The following is an 18243-nucleotide window of genomic DNA, read 5'->3' as shown; positions in this document are numbered from 1 at the left end:
CATTTGCGGAGCGCACCAGCATGGCCACCTTGCAGAATTTCGACACCGAGATCGCCAAGACCCGCGAGGTGGTTGATGACATGCGCTCCAGGATCGAGCAGTCGGGAACCGTTCTCGACAAGCTCGCGCGCACCGACGAAAAGATCGGCCAGGCCGATTTCGACATCGAGAACGCTCGCATTCAGGATGTGCTTTCGCAGCAGAAGGTGATGGAGGCGAACATCGCCGACCTGATCATCGGGCTCGAGGACGCCACCAATGTGTTCGGCTCCGAATTCGAAAGCATGAAGAGCTATACCGGCTGGGAGAACTTCATCGGCATCTTCTCCAAGCAGAAGAAGCAGCGCATGCGCACCGAGCGCGTGCGCAACATGTCGCTGTCGGGCAATTTGCAGGAACTGCTTGCCAAGTCGGACACGATCACCGGCATTCTGCAGGACCAGAAGCAGGTTCTTCAGGACCGCTACAAAACGTCCGAGACAAGCCTTGGGCAGGTGATCGAGCGCCGCAAATCCACCATGACCAATCTGGAAACGACGCAGAAGCGCATCGAGGAGCTGAACCCGATGCTGCTCGACATCGAGAACCGCATTGCCGCTTCCACGAACCAGAAGGATCGTACGGAGCTTGAGGGCGAGCGCTCGAAGCTTGCCACCGAATACAATGAGGCGCAGGCGAAAGAGCAGGAACTGCTCGCCGAGAGCCAGACGCTCGAGCGCTACACATCCATGTTCCAGACCTTCGTGGATTCGCTCAACAACCAGATCGCTGCCCAATCGACGCTGATCAACAAGCTGACCATCGACACCGAGCAGCGCATCGTTCTCTACAAGGCGCTTGAAGATTCGCTGAAGACCGCCGCCCAGCAGGATGTGGCTCACCGCATCAACACGCTTGGGTCGCAGGTCGACAACACGGCCGAGGAAACCATGGCCGGCATCGGCGCCGCCGCGCAGCGCCACATTGGCGATCTGCTTGAGCTGCACGAAAAGAACATGGTCACCACCGCCGACATTCAGCGCCGCAAGAAGCTCGCCGACGATGCCTTCGCCCGCCGCTTCGAAGACGTCATGAAGAAGCACGACGCGGCCAATTACGTCCGGGCGTGACGACATACAGTGCGCGGACCTTCAATGCGGAGCCTCGCCCCTCACCCTTACCCTCTCCCCGCTCGCGGGGAGAGGGGGACGTTTACATGGCGACCCTCTTCCTTCTCGTCGCATGAGGGGAGAAGGTTCAGGCAGGCGGATGAGGGGCGTGCGCCAAGGTCCCAGAACAGGTCTTTTGCATGAACACCGCTCCTGACGCCGCAGCGCGTTATTTCGATGCCATTGCGTCCGCGCTCGAAGGGCTTGGCGTCTATTTCGGCGACCGCACGGCCTCGCCGTTCCAGTCGCACGGCCTCGTGGCCGAAGTGGTCGCGCCCTATATCGGCCGGCTGGAGCGGTCCTTTGACTGCTGGCGCAACCGGCTCGGTTTCATGGAAAAGTTCCGCATCCAGCGGGCCGAAAGCGGATATCCGGTGTTTCAGAGCGTTCTGGAACTGGAGAACGACCGGCGGCAGGCGGAACAGCGGCTTGCCGGCATTTCCGGTCCGGACGAGCTGCGCGCCGAAATGGTCGATTTCATCCTGCGTCACCGCGCGTTCCCTGCGGATCTCCAGCAGTCCATGGCCGAGCGCCTCTATCTGGAGGAGGTGAAGGAGGGAAAGATCTTCTCGCCCTTCATTTTGCCGGAAACCGTGCGCGTTTCGGTGAATCCGAAGACAAAACGGCCCTATTATCTGGTGCATTGGGGCGCTTTTGACGGAAATTCGAGCCTGCCCATGGTCTACATGGCGGCGGTCGAGGATTCCTCGCCCGGCATGCTCAAGGCGCTGGTTTCCGACGAAGGAAAGCTCAGGGAGGACGTCGATATCGGGTTTCCGGTCGGCGGTCTGCTCAACCCGGAGCTTGCGCATCAATTTGACGATTTCGCGGAAAAGAACTCCGCCTATTCCCTGTCGCCGGCCACGATTGCCGGAAATCTCGACAAGGATTTCGACCATCTCCACCCCAAGCAATTGCGCCGGGTGGTGCTCGGGCCGTTCTACACGGCGGGTATCACGGAGAATAACTCCACCGTGTCTGACGTGCTCGGCAGGGTGCGCCGGCGCGAAAACGCGTGGCTTCTCACCTGGACGGTGCAGGAAGTCTATTCCAAGACCGAGCGCCCGGCCCGCAAGGGGCTGTGGTCCAGCCAGCCGGCGCGTGAGGAGTTCTTCATCGACACGGATGATCTGGACGCCGCCCGCATGGGCGTGAGCGCCTATGAGCAGCACGCGCTCGTGCCGCATGAGGCCTATCAGGCGCTCTATGCCGCAGGCGAAGCACAGAAGATTTTCGATGGCTACGACGTGCACGTCATTTCAGGCGGGCGGGTCATCACCGACGTATAGGACATTCCATGGACACCGGCCTGACGACCATCGACGAGAAAGACATTGAGAAGCACCGGGCGACGGCGCAGAGCCTTGTGACGCGCTTCGTGGTGCTTCAGGCCGATGGCGGCCGCTCCGGCACCGGGCTTGCCGGCACCGGGCGGCGTTTCGTTTCGACCGTTTCCACCGGCGCGCTGCGCAGGACGCGTGAGGTGGAGCTGGCGAAAACCATCGCCGCCATCCGTCAGGGCGATCCGATGCTCTCCATTGCGCAGCACACGCTCCTTTTCCGCGCCCGGCGCGGGGCGGCAGTGGCGCTTGCGGTGGCCGACGTCTTTGCGCGGTCAACCGAGCTTGAAAGCCTTCAGGAGCGCAACGCCCGCAGCCCGCTTGAGGGCGATGCGGCGCAGACCTATCACGCGCTTTTGCAGGCTTCGGCCTATGTCGCGGCCTTCACGCTCTCCTCCTATCTCCTGCAGATGCTCGACGCCGACAGCGAGCCGGTAAATGACACGGATGAGCCGGACTTTCAGTTCGACACGCCGCAGGATGCGCTAAAGAGCGTTCTTGCCGCGCTTGATGGGGCGATCACGGGTGCTGCCGACGACACGGCGATGACGGCGCGCGCCCGCGCGCTTGCCCGCGTCGCAATCGAGGGGCTGTTGCAGCGGCGCAGCCGTTTCACCGGTCTCGGCGCGTTTGAAGACACGCATATGCGGCTTGAGGCCGACGATTTTACGCTGGACGGGTTCGACATTGCGCCGGGAAGCCGGCGCAAGCCGCTTGTCATGACGTTCAAGAAGCCCAACGAGATCATCGGCAACCACATCGCCAAATATCAGGCCATGAAGCTCGCCAAGATGCTGATGGCGTATGATTTCGACCGCCAGCTCAACCCCTTCGTGGAGCTGGGGGGCTTTCTGTTCACCTTCATCGGCGATGGCGCACCGGGCACCGGCAAGACCATCCTCATCCAGATGACCGCCGGGCTGTTGAACGACTACTGCCAGGTGGCGGGTGTGCCGTTCCACTACGAGAATTTCGGCGTCGACCAGATTTCCTCCTATCAGGGCAAGTCGGGCCAGAACTGCAAGCAGTTCGTGGAAAATGTGCTGAGCCCGCGCGCCATCGGCTTCGGCACCATTGACGACATCGACCAGGTGGCGGCCAAGCGCTCCGACGACCGGGCGTCTGCCGGTCAACAGGAGGTGACGGGCGTTCTGATGGAGAGTTTTGCGGGCGCGGGCACCGTGGTGCGCGGCAACTGCTCCTTTGGCATGTTCTCCAACTATCCGGAGAATGTGGACGACGCGTTGCGGCAGCGCGCTGGCGCGCGCTGGCTTGTCGACGGGCCGCAGACTTTTGAGGATTATGTCGACATCTTCGTGCTTCTGGCAGGCAAGAACCATTCGATCCCGCTTGGCGAGCACGCGCTTTACGCCACGCAGGAGATCAAGCGCGCGGTCGAGACTGCCTATGAGGCACATTCCAGACCGCAGGAAGACGGGCTTGCGAAGGTCTATGAGCGCTTCCTGAACGATCGCGGCGAGCCGAAGACGCTGACGGATATTGGCGCCTATCTGCATGAGATCAAGCTGGCGGAGCCGCGCTTCACCGGCCGCGCCATCAAGAACATCACCGACGCCATCAAGATGCGCGCCATGGACATCGAGCTTCCCGACGAATGGTTCGAGACGCCGGACGCCTTCATGCGCCGGGGCTATGACGACAAGAAAGCGATGATCGCCGAGCTGCGCCGGCCATTCACGATGGACATGGTGATGCAGGAGATCAATCGCTACGCGGATTCGGAGTTCCGCTATTCGGACCGCTCCGACGATGCGGCGGTTTCCACCATCGTCCGCGACCAGCGCCTGCGCGAACGCGCGCTGCGCGAGATCGAGGACATGAAGGCGAGGGGTGTGTGGTGAACCTCCTGCGCGACAACGAGCTAATCTTTGGCCGCCTGCTCAGGATCGAAGAGCCGCATCTGATTGCGCGTTACAACAAGGCGCTGGATGCCTTTGGTGTGCCGCAGACGAAGCTTGCTTCCTTCGAGATCGATCGCACCGGCTTCTCGCCGCAGATCGCCGAGGAACTGGAGGATATCCAGTATCTCGATCCCAATGGCGTCAATCGGCGCTTCATCATTCTGACACCGGCGCAGATCGAATTGCCGGTGGTTCACACGGCCTTCTCCAACACCTCGCAGCTCGTCTACGAGTTCATGATGGCCAATGCGCGCGCCATCAACGCCATCACGATCAAGGATGTGGTCTATGGCGAGATCGAGGAGCAGGTGAACCAGGTGCGCGACATAGAGGATCTGCTCTCCATCGTGCAGGTGGAATTCAAGGTTCTCTCGGCGGAGGACCTGCTCGGCAAGGCGGCGGAACTGGGGCGGCTGGCCGACCGGGTGAAGCACGAGCCGGATGCCTGGCGTGACGATGCGCTGCTCAACCGCATGGTGGCGCTTGCACGCGAGACCGGTGACATTCGCGAAAACAGCCTCGTGCCGGAACAGGTGGTGTTCCGGCATGACGCCTACTGGACCAGCCATTTCGGCGGCGTCTACATCTTCATTGACCGCGACACGACAACGGTGATCGCCGATCCGGCAACGCCGGGCTTTCGCCGCTCGCGGCCATGGCAGGTGAGCTATCTGTCGAAGGACGACCCGGCGCGCATCTTCCGCTTTCTAGCGGAGACGGGCCGCATTCAGTTGCCGCGCGCCTCGTGGATCGAACGGTCGAACTATCTTGCCCATCGCGGCGAGATGGTGCTGCTTGATCTGGTGCGCCGTGAAAACCCGGATACGGATTTTGCGCGCGTCGACCCGGTCTGGCTGCAGACCTGGACACACCGCAATGCCGGGCTGGTGGCGGGTGAGGGGAGCATTCCCTTCCTCAATGCCGCCGTGCGTGAGATCAGCCAGACGGGCAGGCTCAAGATCGAGGAAATCCCGCCGCGCCTGCGCTTTCTCGTTACGCGGGCCGATCCTGAACATCCGGATGCATGGCTCACCAACAGGCTGATCTCCGACTTCGTGCCGTCCGATTTCATCGCCCGCTATGTTTTCAACAAACAGGGTTTCTACAAGGATTACGAGCGCTATTCCGACGCCTGGCGCGAATATGTTGTGGCGCAGCTCAAAACCGCTTATCTCAGGGATAAACCGGCGCTGAGAAAGCGCCTCTATGGCCTGGATTAAAAACGCCTGAGGGAGGCGCTTCGTGCTCGATCCGATCGTCGAATTTTTCACCCGTGTGTTTCACTGGATCGGCCGGGGCATCGGGCTCGTGATCGCCTGGATCCTGTGGCCGTTCATGGCGGTCGGGCGCTGGTACACGCGCCGCGGCTGGATCGTGCGCGGCTCGGTCGGCCTCGTTGTTCTCGTGATCGTGGGCTTCTACGGATACTTCTTCTGGCAGACGCAGGTCTGGACCGGCTTCAATCCGGACTATGTGGAAGAGTACAAGCTGGAAGAGCGCAGCGTTTCCGCTGGCGAGCAGACCGCGGCCACACAGGGCGGCGAGACGCGCACCTGCGGACGCTCGGCCATTGTCGACGTGACGGCGGATCTGACCGATTTCAACGTCAATGAGAATGCATGGATTTCCTCCATGCTGCTCTACAAGCTCGGCTTTTTCTTCGCGCTCGACTGGGATGACACGCCCTTCTTCGACAACAAGGCGTCGTTCCAGCGCGGCATCAACCAGGCGGCCCGCCGCAGCGCCATCGAACTGGTGGATGCGCTTGGGCGTGTGCGCGGCACGTCGCAGATCGACCGTGATCTGCAGAATGCGCGCGGTGCGCTGACCTTCGATGAGGAAACCTGGTATTTCGGCCTGAGCCCGTTTGGTCCCAAGACGCCGACGCCCAGCTTCTACCGGTCCGCCATCCGCGACCTGCGCAAGTTCAACGACCGGCTTGAAAGCTGCGAGGCGGTTTTTGACGCCCGCGCCGACAATCTGATCCAGTTTCTCGACCGCATCGCCAGCGATCTGGGGTCGACCTCGGACCTGCTGCGCCAGCGTTCGGAGAACTACAATTCGGGCTGGTTCGACACGCGTGCGGATGACCGCTTCTGGTTCGCCTATGGCCAGCTCTATGCCTATTACGGCCTCCTGACGGCAGCGGGCGCGGACTTCGAGGACGTTATCAAGCAGCGTTCGCTCGGCTCGCTGTGGGATACGACGGAAGAGCAGTTCCGCGCGGCGCTCAACGTGCAGCCCTTCATCATTTCCAATGGGCGTGAGGATGGGTGGATCATGCCCACGCATCTGGCCACGATGGGCTTCTACATCCTGCGGGTGCGCTCCAACCTGGTTGAACTGCGCCTCGTTCTCGACCGCTAATCCGGTTCGCCACTGTGTGGCAGGCGCGGCTTTTCGCGCGCCTGTCGTTTCACCACCACCATCGAATGCAGCCTGTCGCATTTCACGCATTGTGCGCCTCTTTTGCGACGGTGGACGTTTTCAATTCGCGGCTTTATGCCAATCGGCAAACGTTGCGGACCATCGGGAGAGGGAATCATCGTCATGGCCGAAATGAAATCCGGCGCCGAAGTGAAATCCGACATCGAAATCGCCCGGGCGGCGAAGAAAAAGCCGATCCAGGAGATCGGTGCGCGGCTGGACATTCCCTCCGAGCATCTTCTGCCCTACGGCCATGACAAGGCGAAGGTTTCGGCCGAGTTCATTGCAGAGACCCGCAACAACACGGATGGCAAGCTGATCCTTGTCACGGCGATCAATCCGACGCCGGCTGGCGAAGGCAAGACCACGACGACGGTGGGGCTTGGCGATGGACTGAACCGCATCGGCAAGAAAGCGGCCATCTGCATTCGCGAAGCCTCGCTCGGCCCCTGCTTCGGCGTGAAGGGCGGGGCCGCCGGCGGCGGCTATGCCCAGGTGGTGCCGATGGAGGACATGAACCTTCATTTCACCGGTGATTTTCACGCCATCACCTCGGCTCACAACCTGCTCTCGGCGCTGATCGACAACCACATCTACTGGGGCAATGCCGAAGAGATCGACACGCGCCGTGTGACCTGGCGGCGTGTGATGGACATGAACGACCGGGCGCTGCGTGAGATCGTCTGCTCGCTGGGCGGCGTGGCAAACGGCTTTCCGCGCGAGGCGGGCTTCGACATCACCGTGGCCTCCGAGGTCATGGCTATTCTGTGCCTTGCGACCGATCTGAAGGATCTGGAAAAGCGTCTGGGTGACATCATCGTCGGCTACCGCCGCGACAAGAGCCCGGTCTTTGCGCGCGACATCAAGGCCGATGGCGCGATGACGGTGCTGTTAAAGGACGCGCTGCAGCCCAATCTGGTGCAGACGCTGGAGAATAATCCCGCCTTCGTTCATGGCGGCCCCTTCGCCAACATTGCCCATGGCTGCAACTCGGTAATGGCGACCACGACGGCGCTCAAGATCGCCGACTATGTGGTCACCGAGGCCGGGTTTGGCGCGGATCTGGGTGCGGAGAAGTTCTTCGATATCAAGTGCCGCAAGGCGGGCCTTAAGCCGGCTGCTGCCGTCATCGTTGCGACCGTGCGGGCGCTCAAGATGAATGGCGGTGTGAAGAAGGAAGATCTGGGCGCGGAGAATGTCGAGGCGGTGAAGGCCGGTTGCGCCAATCTCGGACGCCATATCGAGAATGTGAAGCAGTTCGGCGTGCCGGCCATTGTCGCCATCAACCATTTCCACACCGATACGGATGCCGAGATCGAGGCGGTGAAGGCCTATGTGGCCGAGCAGGGCGAAGAGGCCATTCTGTGCCGGCACTGGGCGGAAGGCTCCGCCGGCATCGAGGAGCTGGCGCACAAGGTGGTGGCGCTGGCCGAGAGCGGCGTCTCGCAGTTTGCCCCGCTTTATGCCGACGAGATCTCGCTGTTCGAGAAGATCGAAACGGTGGTGAAGCGCATCTATCGCGGGTCCGAGGCGGTTGCCGACAAATCCGTGCGGAACCAGCTCAAGCAGTGGGAGGAGCAGGGCTATGGCCATCTTCCCGTCTGCATGGCGAAAACGCAGTATTCCTTCTCCACCGACCCAAATCTGCGTGGCGCGCCCACGGGGCATGTGGTGCCGGTCCGCGAGGTGCGGCTTTCCGCGGGCGCCGGTTTCGTGGTGGCGATCTGCGGTGAGATCATGACCATGCCGGGCCTGCCCAAAGTGCCGTCATCCGAGCATATTTTCCTCAACGATGACGGGCAGATCGAAGGACTTTCCTGATAAGTTGAGTCGGAAAGCAGGAGGCGGGCCGCAAGCCCGCCTTTTTGTTGGCCGGTACTGGCGTGGTGCTTTCGCCGATGGGGCGCGAGCGGCAGGGTGTGTTGGTGGTGCTCGGGGGGCGCAGGCTGGTGCGCGCTGGCCCGGCTCATCGCAGGGAGATGCCGGATTGTCCGCTGCATCTGATGCCGGGCCTGCGCCCCCGGACCTGCGACCCCGGATTTGCGCCCCCGGATTTGCCATGCCGCACCGGCAATAACGCGTTTCCTAAAAAGCTTTGTGCCGTATAAAAATTAAGTTCAATTGAGCTTGAGTTTGGAAGCCGGCCTGTGAGAGCTTCTTGGCTGGTGCTGGTGCTGGTGCTGGTGCTGGTGCTGGTGCTGGTGCTGGTGCTGGTGCTGGTGCTGGAGTTGGAGTTGGAGTTGGAGCTGGAGCTGGAGGAAACCGTCTTGGCATCGATGCTCACCATTAATCAGGTATCGCGGCGCAGTGGCGTCGCGGCTTCCGCGCTGCGCTATTATGAAGAGCGGGGGCTGATTGTCTCCGAACGCGCAGGCTCCGGGCACCGGCGCTATCAGCGCGCTGTGCTGCGCCGTGTGGCGTTCATCGTCTTTGCGCAGCGGGTGGGGCTCTCGCTCGATGAGATCCGCGCCGAGCTCGACAAGCTGCCCACCGATCATGTGCCCAAGGGCGATGACTGGGCGCGTCTTTCAGAAAGCTGGACTGAACGCATTGACGAGCGCATTGCAGAGATGGAGCGTCTGAAGCGCGGGCTCACCGAATGCATCTCCTGCGGCTGCCTCTCGCTGGAGACATGCGCGCTGACGAACCCGGCCGACCGGGCAAGCCGCGCCGGGCCGGGGCCGCGATACTGGGTGGGAAGCAGGGGATAGGTCCTGCGTTTGGAGCATCTCCGCTTTTCGGAGACTGGCTTTAGGCTTCCGGCATGCGCCTTGTGCCGGCGCGCATGGCCGCAGGGAGCCATCTGGAAAAGCCCTTGCCCGGCGTCTGATCGCGCCGGGCGAAGTCGGAGTGGCTCTCGTAGATATCGGCAAGACCTGCATAGGCGGTCAGCGTGGAGGGCCTGTTCCACATGTCTGAAACCCACGCCCGCTGCCCCTTGAGCGCGGTGTAGAGAGCGCGTGCCTCGGGAACCGTGCTGGCCTGCATTGCCTTGACGAGGCTGGCTTTGATCCCGGCCAGATCCCGCATACGTGTTGCTATCTGCCGGTCATCGATCTTGCTTCCCGACGAATCCCTTGCAGCGCCGTCAGGCCATCGAATTGGGGAACGTCGAGAATGGCGCCGATCTTATCGAGCGGCAGTCCACGCGCGCGGTAGAGGAGGATGTGCTGCGGGCGCAGCAGCTCCTCCTCACCGTAATGGCGATAGCGGTTTTCGCCGACGCGTGCGGGGATAAGAAGGCCGATCTCGTCATAATGGTGAAGCGCCCGCACCGAGATGCCGGCAAGCCTCGCCAGTTCACTGACGGTTCATTCTCTCATCACACGCGCCTCCGCAGGACAGGAGGGACAATCCCTCACGCTGCGTGAGGGTCAAGCGGCGCTCGGACCGGGATCGTCATCACCGCCCGGTGCGATGAATGTGGGTTGCGCCATCGCCGGTGCTTCTGCGCTGTGAACGAGCCGCAGGGCAGGCCGTGGTTGCGATGAAGCGCCCATCTTTCGCCGTGCGGACTCGGGCTGATAGACCACCTCTTCCAGCGTGATGCGGTCGGGCGTGTCCGCGCCTTCGTGGGGCAGGACGAGCGTATCGCCCGCTGAAAGGCCGAGTAGGGCCAGACCGCGCAGGGTGGTGAGGGGCAGCGTCAGGCCGACAAAGCCCTGCAGCTCCTCGTGGCTGATGATGCGGGACTGCGGTGCTTCGTCGTTGATGCGGTAGCGCACGCGGCTGTTGAGCGTGGTCACATTCGCCGGCACGTCTTCGCGAAAGATGACCGTTGCTCCGTCAAGCTTGGCGCGCAGAAGCGTGGCATAGGCTTCGCTGAACCTGTGCCTGCGCTCCTGCAGGAATTCGAGGATGGTGAAATCCTTGGTGGTGAGGATGCAACCCTGTCTGGTCCACATGGCGATCTCCAACGCGGTTCCCGCGCTTCGTGACGGGAGACCGCGAACAAACAAACCCGCGCGGCCCTCTCAGTGGCTGCGCAGACTGAATATCGGTCGAGCGGCCCCCCTGCGCCGAAAGGCTGTGGCGCAGGGGCTAGGCTCCCGTCAGGAGATGTCCCGTGAAGAAACGGTGATGTGGACCAGTCATTTTTCCAACCAGGGGGCACCAACTCGGGGCTGGTGGCTCAGGCGGTTTTTTCTTCCTGCGTCACGCGCACCACCGTCAGCTTGTGGGTCTGGCCGGTGCGTGCGGACCAGTTGATCGACTGGCCTTCCTTGAGGCCGATAAGCGCAGTGCCCACCGGCGTGGTGATGGAAATGCGGCCCTTCTCGATGTCGGCATCGCCGGGATAGACCAGCGTCACGGTCTTCTCGGGGCCTTCGTCGGCTGTGTAGACGACGGTGGAACCCATGCGCACGACGGTGGCGGCGAGCGATCCGTCGCGCACGACGCGCGCCCGGTCGAGTTCGGCCATCATGGTTTCCGACACCTCGGGATTGCGATCTTCCAGCGCTTCGGCGAGGCCGGTGAGGCGATCATAGTCGGTCTGGGAAATCGTGATGCTCGGCTTGCGCCCTGTCTTCTGCTGCATTGGCTTGTCCATGCGAATAGTGCGGTCACGCAACTCCTGTGCGTGCCGGTCAGGCTTCGACTGTAGTTCGAATTTTTAAGTGATGCGCCCTGAGTTTCGTTCCGCCGTTCAAACTCGATCTATCGATCGGAAGACGGAAACGCGCCCCTCGGTTCGGAGGCGCACAGCACCGAACCGGGGGTCAATATCCCGCAATGGGACATACCCGGAAAAGAACGGAGATGTGCTTTCGGTTCGTGCTCATGCGTTAAACGTGGTGCGCAGACGGGGCGATGTCAAGGCAGTTTCGGTAAATGCATCATGCGGTGACATGTTATGCCCGGTCTTGCATGTTGCGCCTGTTTCGCTTCCGCAGGGCGGCAAAGCGAAAGCCCTCGGGCATTGCCGCGCGCACCATGATCATTTCGCCGATGGTTTCATGGGTGATGAGGCCTGCAAGCCTTTCATGACTGTCCAGAACGGCCACGGCGGGAGCCTGTGTTTCCTGCATCAGGCGCACGCCCTCGGTCAGGCTCTGCTGTTTGTGGATGGTGGGAAGGCCGGCCCGCATGGCGCTTGCGGCTGGGGCGTCCGGCCCCGCATCCCGCAGCACGCGGATCATGTCGTTACGGGTGATCAGCCCTTCCAGATGGCCCTGTGCATCCACCACGGGGAACTCGTTCTGTGTGGTGGCGAGCAGAAGGTCGATGGCTTCGCCGATGCTGGCCGAACGGCTCAGCGTGGCGAATTTCGTGACCATCACGTCGCCCGCCAGAACGCTGTTGGCCACGCTCTTGATCTGGGCGTTCTGGGCCTCTGCCGAGGCCGCCAGATAGACGAAGATGGCGATAAAGATGAGGAGCGGGTTGTAGAGCAGCCCCAGAAAACCGAACAGGAAGGCAAGGCCCTGTCCGATATTGGCGGCGATCTGTGTCGCTTTGGCCCAACTCAGCCGTGTTGCCAGAAGCGCGCGCAGCACGCGACCGCCATCCATGGGGAAGGCGGGAATGAGGTTGAACAGGACGAGAAAAATGTTCACGCCGGCCAGCCTTACGAGAAAATCGGCGCGCGGATCTTCCACCTGAAGCATCTGCTCGATGCCGGCTGTGCCGCCAAGCGCAAAGATGATGAGCGCGGCAATGACCACATTCACCATCGGGCCGGCGATGGCGATCACGAGTTCCTGTCTTGGCTCTTCCGGCATGCGCTCCAGCCGCGCCAGCCCGCCAATGGGCAGAAGCGTGATGTCCGGTGTCTTGATGCCGTAATGGCGCGCGGCAAGCGCATGGCCGAATTCATGAAGCACCACGCAGGCGAACACCGCGACGATGAAGGCAACGCCTTCCCATGCGGCTGCCGTTCCGCCGATCTGGTAGTGCATGAACCAGATCCAGACCAGTAGCAGGAAGAAGGTGACATGCACCCTGAGCACCGTGCCACCGATTTTTCCGATGTTGAAAGACCAGCCCATGAACGTCGCTCCAGTTGGCAACAACCGTATATATCTTATTTAGGTGACAATCATCGTGTTGGCATCGGGCATCGTGTTGGCATCCGGCATCATGTTGGCATCGGTGCATTGCACGATCATCTGATTGAGAGAGTTGAGTGGGTATGACGGTTGAGACGGAAGGCTTCCTTCAGCGGGTTTCGCGCAGGCGCAGGGCATTGGCCCCGGCGCTGCTCCTTCTGGTTCTGACGGTCGGTACCTTTGCTTTTTTCGCCATCGCCGATGAAGTGGCCGAGGGCGAGATAAAGGCGTTCGATGAGCGGGTGCTGCTCTCCATGCGCAATCCCGCAGATCCGGGCGATCCAATCGGGCCGCCATGGCTTGAGGAGACCGCGTTGGAGATCACCGCCATCGGCGGGTACCCGGTCATCATCATTTCGCTTCTGGTGGTGACGGGGCTTCTGGTGGTGACGCGGCGCTATGGGGCGGCGTTCTACGCCCTCTTTTCCGTGGGCTCTGGCGCGCTCGTCTCCTACCTCCTCAAGCATTATTACGAGCGGCCGCGCCCCGACATCGTGGAGCATCTGGACGTGATCCACACGGCAAGTTTTCCAAGCGGTCACGCCACCGTCACCACGGTTGCCTATCTGACGCTTGCGGCCCTCGTCATCCGCTTCTTCCCCGACTGGCGCGTCAGGCTCTATGTGCTGGCGGTTGCGGTGTTCGTTTCGTTCATCGTCGGGGTCAGCCGTGTCTATCTTGGCGTTCACTGGCCAAGCGACGTTGCGGCGGGTTGGGCGCTTGGTGCTGCCTGGGCGAGTTTCACCTGGCTCTGCCTCAGCCTGCTGGCGGTTTATCGCGGCAAAAGGCTTGCGAATGGCGCGGGAAACCAGTTGCGCGAGAGCCCGGCGGACGCTAAGGAAAAGCCATGATAACGATTTCTTGCGCAAATCTCTGGTGGTGGGCTCGCTAACAGCGGCCAGCCGTGCAGTGTGCGCGTAAAGAAAGACCATGGCCGCAGGTGAAAACCGGGCGGCCATTTTTGTCTGCGCTTCCCGGCGATGCCTGAAAAAGGGAGCATATGATGAGCCTGGAAGTTCTGGAAAATGGCGCCGAGCGTTTTGCGACGGCGGGTGGCGTCACCATCACGCGAAGCCGTGTGGAGACCGCCTATGCGGGCGCCATCGATGCCTATATCGATGCGCTGGACGAGCGCCGTGGCGCAGTCTTTTCCTCGAATTACGAATATCCGGGCCGCTACACGCGCTGGGACACGGCCATCATCGACCCGCCGCTGGTGATCTCCGCGCGCGGCCGCGCGATGAAGATCGAGGCGCTGAACGCGCGCGGCAAGGCGCTGCTGCCGATCATCGTCGATGCGGTTGCCGCACTGGATCCGGTGACGGTGCGCGAGCGTGACGAGACGCGCATTGCCCTGACGGTGGCCGAGCCTGACCGCGTGTTTTCCGAGGAAGAGCGTTCGCGCGCGCCGACGGTTTTCACCGTCCTGCGGGCGATTACCGCACTCTTCCATTCCGATCAGGATTCCAATCTCGGCTTATATGGCGCGTTCGGCTATGACCTCGCCTTCCAGTTCGACCCGATCAAGCAGACCCTGAACCGGCCGGAGAGCCAGCGCGATCTGGTGCTTTACCTGCCGGACGAAATTCTCGTGGTCGACCATCATGCGGCAAAAGCCTGGCATGATCGCTACGACTATGCGGGCGAAGGGTTTTCGACGGAAGGTCTGCCGCGTGAGGGCGCGCGCGAGACATTCAAACCAGCAGCGGAAGCGCCACCGCGTGGCGATCACACGCCCGGCGAATATGCGCGTCTTGTCGAGAAGGCCAAGCATAGCTTTCATCGCGGCGACCTTTTCGAGGTGGTGCCCGGCCAGATGTTCATGGAGCGCGTCGAGCGCCCTCCTTCAGAGATTTCGCGCCGGCTGAAGCAGATCAATCCGTCGCCCTATTCGTTCTTCATCAATCTGGGGGAGCAGGAGTTTCTGATCGGCGCATCGCCGGAGATGTTCGTTCGGGTCAATGGCCGGCGCGTCGAAACCTGCCCGATCTCCGGCACCATCAAGCGTGGCGATGACGCCATCGCCGATGCCGAACAGATCATCAAACTTCTGAACTCCAAGAAGGACGAGTCCGAACTGACCATGTGTTCGGATGTCGACCGCAACGACAAGAGCCGTGTCTGCGAGCCGGGTTCGGTGCGTGTCATCGGTCGCCGTCAGATCGAGATGTATTCGCGCCTCATTCACACGGTCGATCACATTGAGGGCCGGCTGCGTGAGGGCATGGATGCGTTCGATGCGTTCTTGAGCCATGCCTGGGCCGTGACCGTGACCGGCGCGCCGAAACTGTGGGCGATGCGCTTCATCGAGGAAAACGAGAAGAGCCCGCGCGCCTGGTATGGCGGGGCCATCGGCATGGTGCATTTCAATGGCGACATGAACACCGGCCTGACGCTGCGCACCATCCGCATCAAGGACGGTGTGGCGGAAGTGCGGGCGGGGGCCACGCTTCTGTTCGATTCCGATCCGCAGGAGGAAGAGGCCGAAACGGAACTCAAGGCGTCGGCCATGCTGTCGGCGATCCGCGATGCCGGGAAGACCAATATGGAAAACGAGATGCGCACGACCGCCCGTGTCGGTGAGGGCGTGAAGATCCTGCTTGCCGATCACGAGGATTCCTTCGTGCATACGCTCGCCAACTATTTCCGCCAGACGGGCGCGGACGTGGTGACGGTGCGCTCGCCCGTTGCCGATGATGTGTTCGACCGGGTGGAGCCGGATCTGGTCGTGCTCTCGCCGGGGCCGGGACGTCCGGAGGACTTCAACTGCAGCGCCACCATTGCCAAATGCCGTGCGCGCGAACTGCCGGTCTTTGGCGTCTGTCTTGGCCTGCAGGCACTGGTGGAAGCCTATGGCGGCGAGCTGCGACAGCTTGCCGAGCCGATGCATGGCAAGCCTTCGCGCATCCGCGTCAGCGGCAACAGCCTGGTCTTCTCGGGCCTGCCTGCGGAAGTGACAGTCGGGCGTTATCACTCGATCTTTGCCGATCCGGCGCGTCTGCCCGCCAGCTTCACCATCACGGCCGAAACGGATGACGGTGTCGTGATGGGCATCGAACATGAGGATGAGCCGGTTGCAGCCGTGCAATTCCATCCCGAATCGATCATGACGCTCGGACAGAATGCCGGCATGCGCATGATCGAGAATGTGGTGGCGCATCTGCCGCGAAAGGCGCGGGTGAAAGCAGCCTGACACATTCGGCATGTAATGCCCTGTGAAGGTCCTGCCCGGTCGGGCAGGACATCGATTGAAAGGAACCACCATGCCGTCCAACGGTGATCTTCAGCGTATTGCCCTGTGGTCCATCGTGGTGGCGTTCGGCATTTTCGGGCTGAAACTGTCGGCGTGGTGGCTGACCGATTCCGTGGCGCTGTTTTCCGACGCGATGGAATCGGTGGTCAATGTGGTGGCCTCCTTCGTCGCCTGGTATGCGCTGCGCATCGCGCACCGGCCCGCAGACGACAATCACCCCTTCGGGCACCACAAGGCGGAGTATTTCTCCGCCGTTCTCGAAGGCGTTCTGATCGTTGTTGCAGCGCTTCTGATCATCCACGAGGCATGGACCGCACTGTTTGCGCCGCGTGCGCTGGAAGCGCCGGTGGCCGGCCTTCTGGTGAATGCGCTGGCAGCGGTGGGCAACGGTCTCTGGGCGTGGCTCCTCATTTCGACCGGGCGCAAGGCCCGTTCGCCGGCCATGGTTGCCGATGGCAAGCATCTGTGGACGGACGTTGTCACCTCGGCGGGTGTCATCTTCGGTCTGGTTCTGGCGGTGGTGACCGGGTGGCTGTGGCTCGATCCGGTGATGGCGCTGATCGTTGCAGTCAACATTCTGTGGCACGGCTGGCATCTGGTGGGGGATTCCGTGCAGGGGCTCATGGATGTGTCTGTCGAGCCCGAGGAACTGGCCGAAATTCACCGGGTCGTTGAAGAAAACAGTGTCGGTGCGCTTGAATTTCATGACCTGAAAACCCGCGAGGCAGGCCGCGCCCGCTTCATCGAGTTCCATCTCGTCGTGCCGTCCGACATGACGGTTGAAGTCGCGCACCACATTTGTGACCGCATCGAGGGCGCGCTTGAAAAATCGCAGCCGGGCGCTGAAGTCACCATCCATGTGGAGCCCGCGCACAAGGCGAAATTCGCCTGATCCCGAAAGGGTAAATGGGGCGGCCATCCGCGTGTCCGCGTCTGGCTCATTTCCCTGAGCCCGGCAATCCTGTATGCCGTGATGGCAAGAATTCAGGACGCATGGTTTGATGGACACCGCACCGCAGGCAACTTTCGAGGGCCCTCTTACCCGGCTGTCGCCTGCTCTGCAGTGGCTCTTTCTGGTGTGCCTCACGGCGGTGTTTGCCGGCGTGATGCTCTATGGAACCATGCCGGCGGCGCTGCTCATCGGGCCGATGCTGGCGGCGGTGACAACGGGGGCGCTTGGCGCGGGCATTCGCGTTCCGGGGCTGGTTTTCGCCGCCGCGCAGACGCTGGTCGGGCTTCTGATCGGTGGTTCGCTGGAGCCGGCCATTCTCGCTTCCTTCGTTGATATCTGGCCGATCCTTCTGATCGCCGTCGTGGCCACGGTGGGGGCGAGCAGCTTTCTGGGTTTCATCGTCAGCCGCTGGAAGATCCTGCCCGGCACCACGGCGGTCTGGGGCTCCGCGCCCGGTGCGGCCACGGCGATGGTGCTGATGGCTGGCGCGTTTGGCGCGGATGCGCGGCTTGTGGCCTTCATGCAGTATCTCCGGGTGATTTTCGTCACCGTGGCCGCCGCCGTCATCGCCAGACTGTGGGTGGACACGTCGGGCGTTGAGGTTCCCGCGACCGTCTGGTTCCCATCCATCGACTTCAATGCTTTTGCCATCACGCTGGCAACCGCCATGGTGGGCGGGGCGTTCGGGCGATTGGTGCGCCTGCCTGCGCCGTTCTTTCTCGGTGGCATGCTGGCCGGTGCCGTTGTGCATCTGGGCGGCGGGCTGACGCTGGAGCTTCCGCCATGGCTGATGGGCGGCGCTTACATGATGGTCGGCTGGACCATCGGCCTGAAATTCGACCGGGCGCTTCTGCGCACCGCCTTCAAGGCGCTGCCGCAGGTGGTGATATCGATCGTGGCGCTGATGGCCTTCTGCGGCGCGCTCGCCTGGTTCCTGCATGTGGAATGGGGCATCGACCCGCTGACCGCCTATCTGGCGACGAGCCCCGGTGGCATGGATTCGGTCGCCATCATCGCGGCTGCCGCCTCCCAGAACGTCAATCTGTCCTTCATCATGGCTGTGCAGATGGCGCGTTTTCTCTTTGTGCTTCTGGCCGGTCCGCCCATCAGCCGCATGGTGGCGCGCTGGGCCGGTGGTTAGGGCACCGCAC

The 18243-nt window shown here is 62.1% G+C and carries 16 protein-coding genes; 11 read left to right on the top strand and 5 right to left on the bottom strand.

Translation table 11 applies throughout. From position 1 onward, the window contains the following. Positions 1-20: 20 nt before the first annotated feature. From ACRTG1_RS08335 to soxR, 7 genes are all read left to right on the top strand, one after another. Positions 21-1109 carry a hypothetical protein gene (locus ACRTG1_RS08335; RefSeq protein WP_206548276.1) on the top strand — a complete coding sequence of 363 codons (1089 nt, stop codon included), beginning with the start codon at positions 21-23 and terminating at the stop codon, positions 1107-1109. Between the two features lie 179 nt (positions 1110-1288). Further along, the gene (locus tag ACRTG1_RS08330) at positions 1289-2437 is read left to right on the top strand and encodes a hypothetical protein (protein ID WP_113155864.1); all 1149 of its coding nucleotides are present in this window, start codon (positions 1289-1291) and stop codon (positions 2435-2437) included. 8 nt (positions 2438-2445) lie between these two features. Beyond that, on the top strand, positions 2446-4350 hold the full coding sequence (locus tag ACRTG1_RS08325) for an AAA family ATPase (RefSeq protein ID WP_432516072.1): 1905 nt from the start codon (positions 2446-2448) through the stop codon (positions 4348-4350). Beyond that, entirely contained in the window at positions 4347-5630 is a 1284-nt protein-coding gene (locus tag ACRTG1_RS08320) for a DUF6638 family protein (protein WP_206554665.1), read from the top strand. The genes ACRTG1_RS08325 and ACRTG1_RS08320 overlap by 4 nt, the downstream gene beginning before the upstream one ends. A 22-nt stretch (positions 5631-5652) precedes the next feature. Beyond that, the gene (locus tag ACRTG1_RS08315) at positions 5653-6777 is read left to right on the top strand and encodes a DUF2333 family protein (RefSeq protein WP_206544059.1); all 1125 of its coding nucleotides are present in this window, start codon (positions 5653-5655) and stop codon (positions 6775-6777) included. Positions 6778-6969: 192 nt separating this feature from the next. Then, the gene (locus ACRTG1_RS08310; RefSeq protein WP_317090068.1) at positions 6970-8658 is read left to right on the top strand and encodes a formate--tetrahydrofolate ligase; all 1689 of its coding nucleotides are present in this window, start codon (positions 6970-6972) and stop codon (positions 8656-8658) included. 326 nt (positions 8659-8984) lie between these two features. Then, a complete protein-coding gene (gene soxR, locus ACRTG1_RS08305) occupies positions 8985-9548 on the top strand; it encodes a redox-sensitive transcriptional activator SoxR (protein ID WP_432516071.1) in 564 nt (187 codons plus the stop codon). 40 nt (positions 9549-9588) lie between these two features. Here soxR and ACRTG1_RS08300 read toward each other — a convergent pair whose 3' ends face one another. The 5 genes from ACRTG1_RS08300 to ACRTG1_RS08280 all read right to left on the bottom strand — a co-directional run bounded on the left by ACRTG1_RS08300 (position 9589) and on the right by ACRTG1_RS08280 (position 12827). Then, the gene (locus tag ACRTG1_RS08300; RefSeq protein WP_432516070.1) at positions 9589-9867 is read right to left on the bottom strand and encodes a TipAS antibiotic-recognition domain-containing protein; all 279 of its coding nucleotides are present in this window, start codon (positions 9865-9867) and stop codon (positions 9589-9591) included. An 8-nt stretch (positions 9868-9875) separates the two neighbouring features. Then, positions 9876-10112, bottom strand: coding sequence for a MerR family transcriptional regulator (locus ACRTG1_RS08295; protein WP_432516069.1), 237 nt, complete (start codon positions 10110-10112; stop codon positions 9876-9878). 99 nt (positions 10113-10211) lie between these two features. Continuing rightward, a complete protein-coding gene (locus ACRTG1_RS08290; protein ID WP_206544056.1) occupies positions 10212-10742 on the bottom strand; it encodes a nucleoside-diphosphate kinase in 531 nt (176 codons plus the stop codon). Between the two features lie 227 nt (positions 10743-10969). Further along, positions 10970-11377: a nucleoside diphosphate kinase regulator gene (rnk, locus tag ACRTG1_RS08285; RefSeq protein ID WP_113155855.1), complete on the bottom strand. Its 408-nt coding sequence runs from the start codon at positions 11375-11377 to the stop codon at positions 10970-10972. A 313-nt stretch (positions 11378-11690) separates the two neighbouring features. Continuing rightward, positions 11691-12827 (bottom strand): site-2 protease family protein, encoded by a 1137-nt coding sequence (locus ACRTG1_RS08280; RefSeq protein ID WP_113155854.1) that lies wholly within the window; start codon positions 12825-12827, stop codon positions 11691-11693. Between the two features lie 143 nt (positions 12828-12970). On the opposite strand from ACRTG1_RS08280, the gene ACRTG1_RS08275 reads away from it, so the two are divergent. The 4 genes from ACRTG1_RS08275 (at position 12971) to ACRTG1_RS08260 (ending at position 18233) form a co-directional block, all read left to right on the top strand. Further along, complete coding sequence (locus ACRTG1_RS08275; protein ID WP_432516207.1) at positions 12971-13738, top strand: phosphatase PAP2 family protein; 768 nt, start codon at positions 12971-12973, stop codon at positions 13736-13738. 152 nt (positions 13739-13890) lie between these two features. Beyond that, the gene (locus ACRTG1_RS08270) at positions 13891-16080 is read left to right on the top strand and encodes an anthranilate synthase (RefSeq protein WP_432516068.1); all 2190 of its coding nucleotides are present in this window, start codon (positions 13891-13893) and stop codon (positions 16078-16080) included. A 70-nt stretch (positions 16081-16150) separates the two neighbouring features. Next, entirely contained in the window at positions 16151-17032 is an 882-nt protein-coding gene (locus ACRTG1_RS08265) for a cation diffusion facilitator family transporter (protein ID WP_113155852.1), read from the top strand. Positions 17033-17141: 109 nt separating this feature from the next. Beyond that, positions 17142-18233 carry an AbrB family transcriptional regulator gene (locus ACRTG1_RS08260; RefSeq protein ID WP_432516067.1) on the top strand — a complete coding sequence of 364 codons (1092 nt, stop codon included), beginning with the start codon at positions 17142-17144 and terminating at the stop codon, positions 18231-18233. Positions 18234-18243 lie beyond the last annotated feature (10 nt).

Source organism: Nitratireductor sp. PBL-C9, assembly GCF_050877045.1.
Lineage (GTDB): Bacteria > Pseudomonadota > Alphaproteobacteria > Rhizobiales > Rhizobiaceae > Nitratireductor > Nitratireductor aquimarinus.
This window is presented reverse-complemented; position numbering and strand designations above follow the sequence as displayed.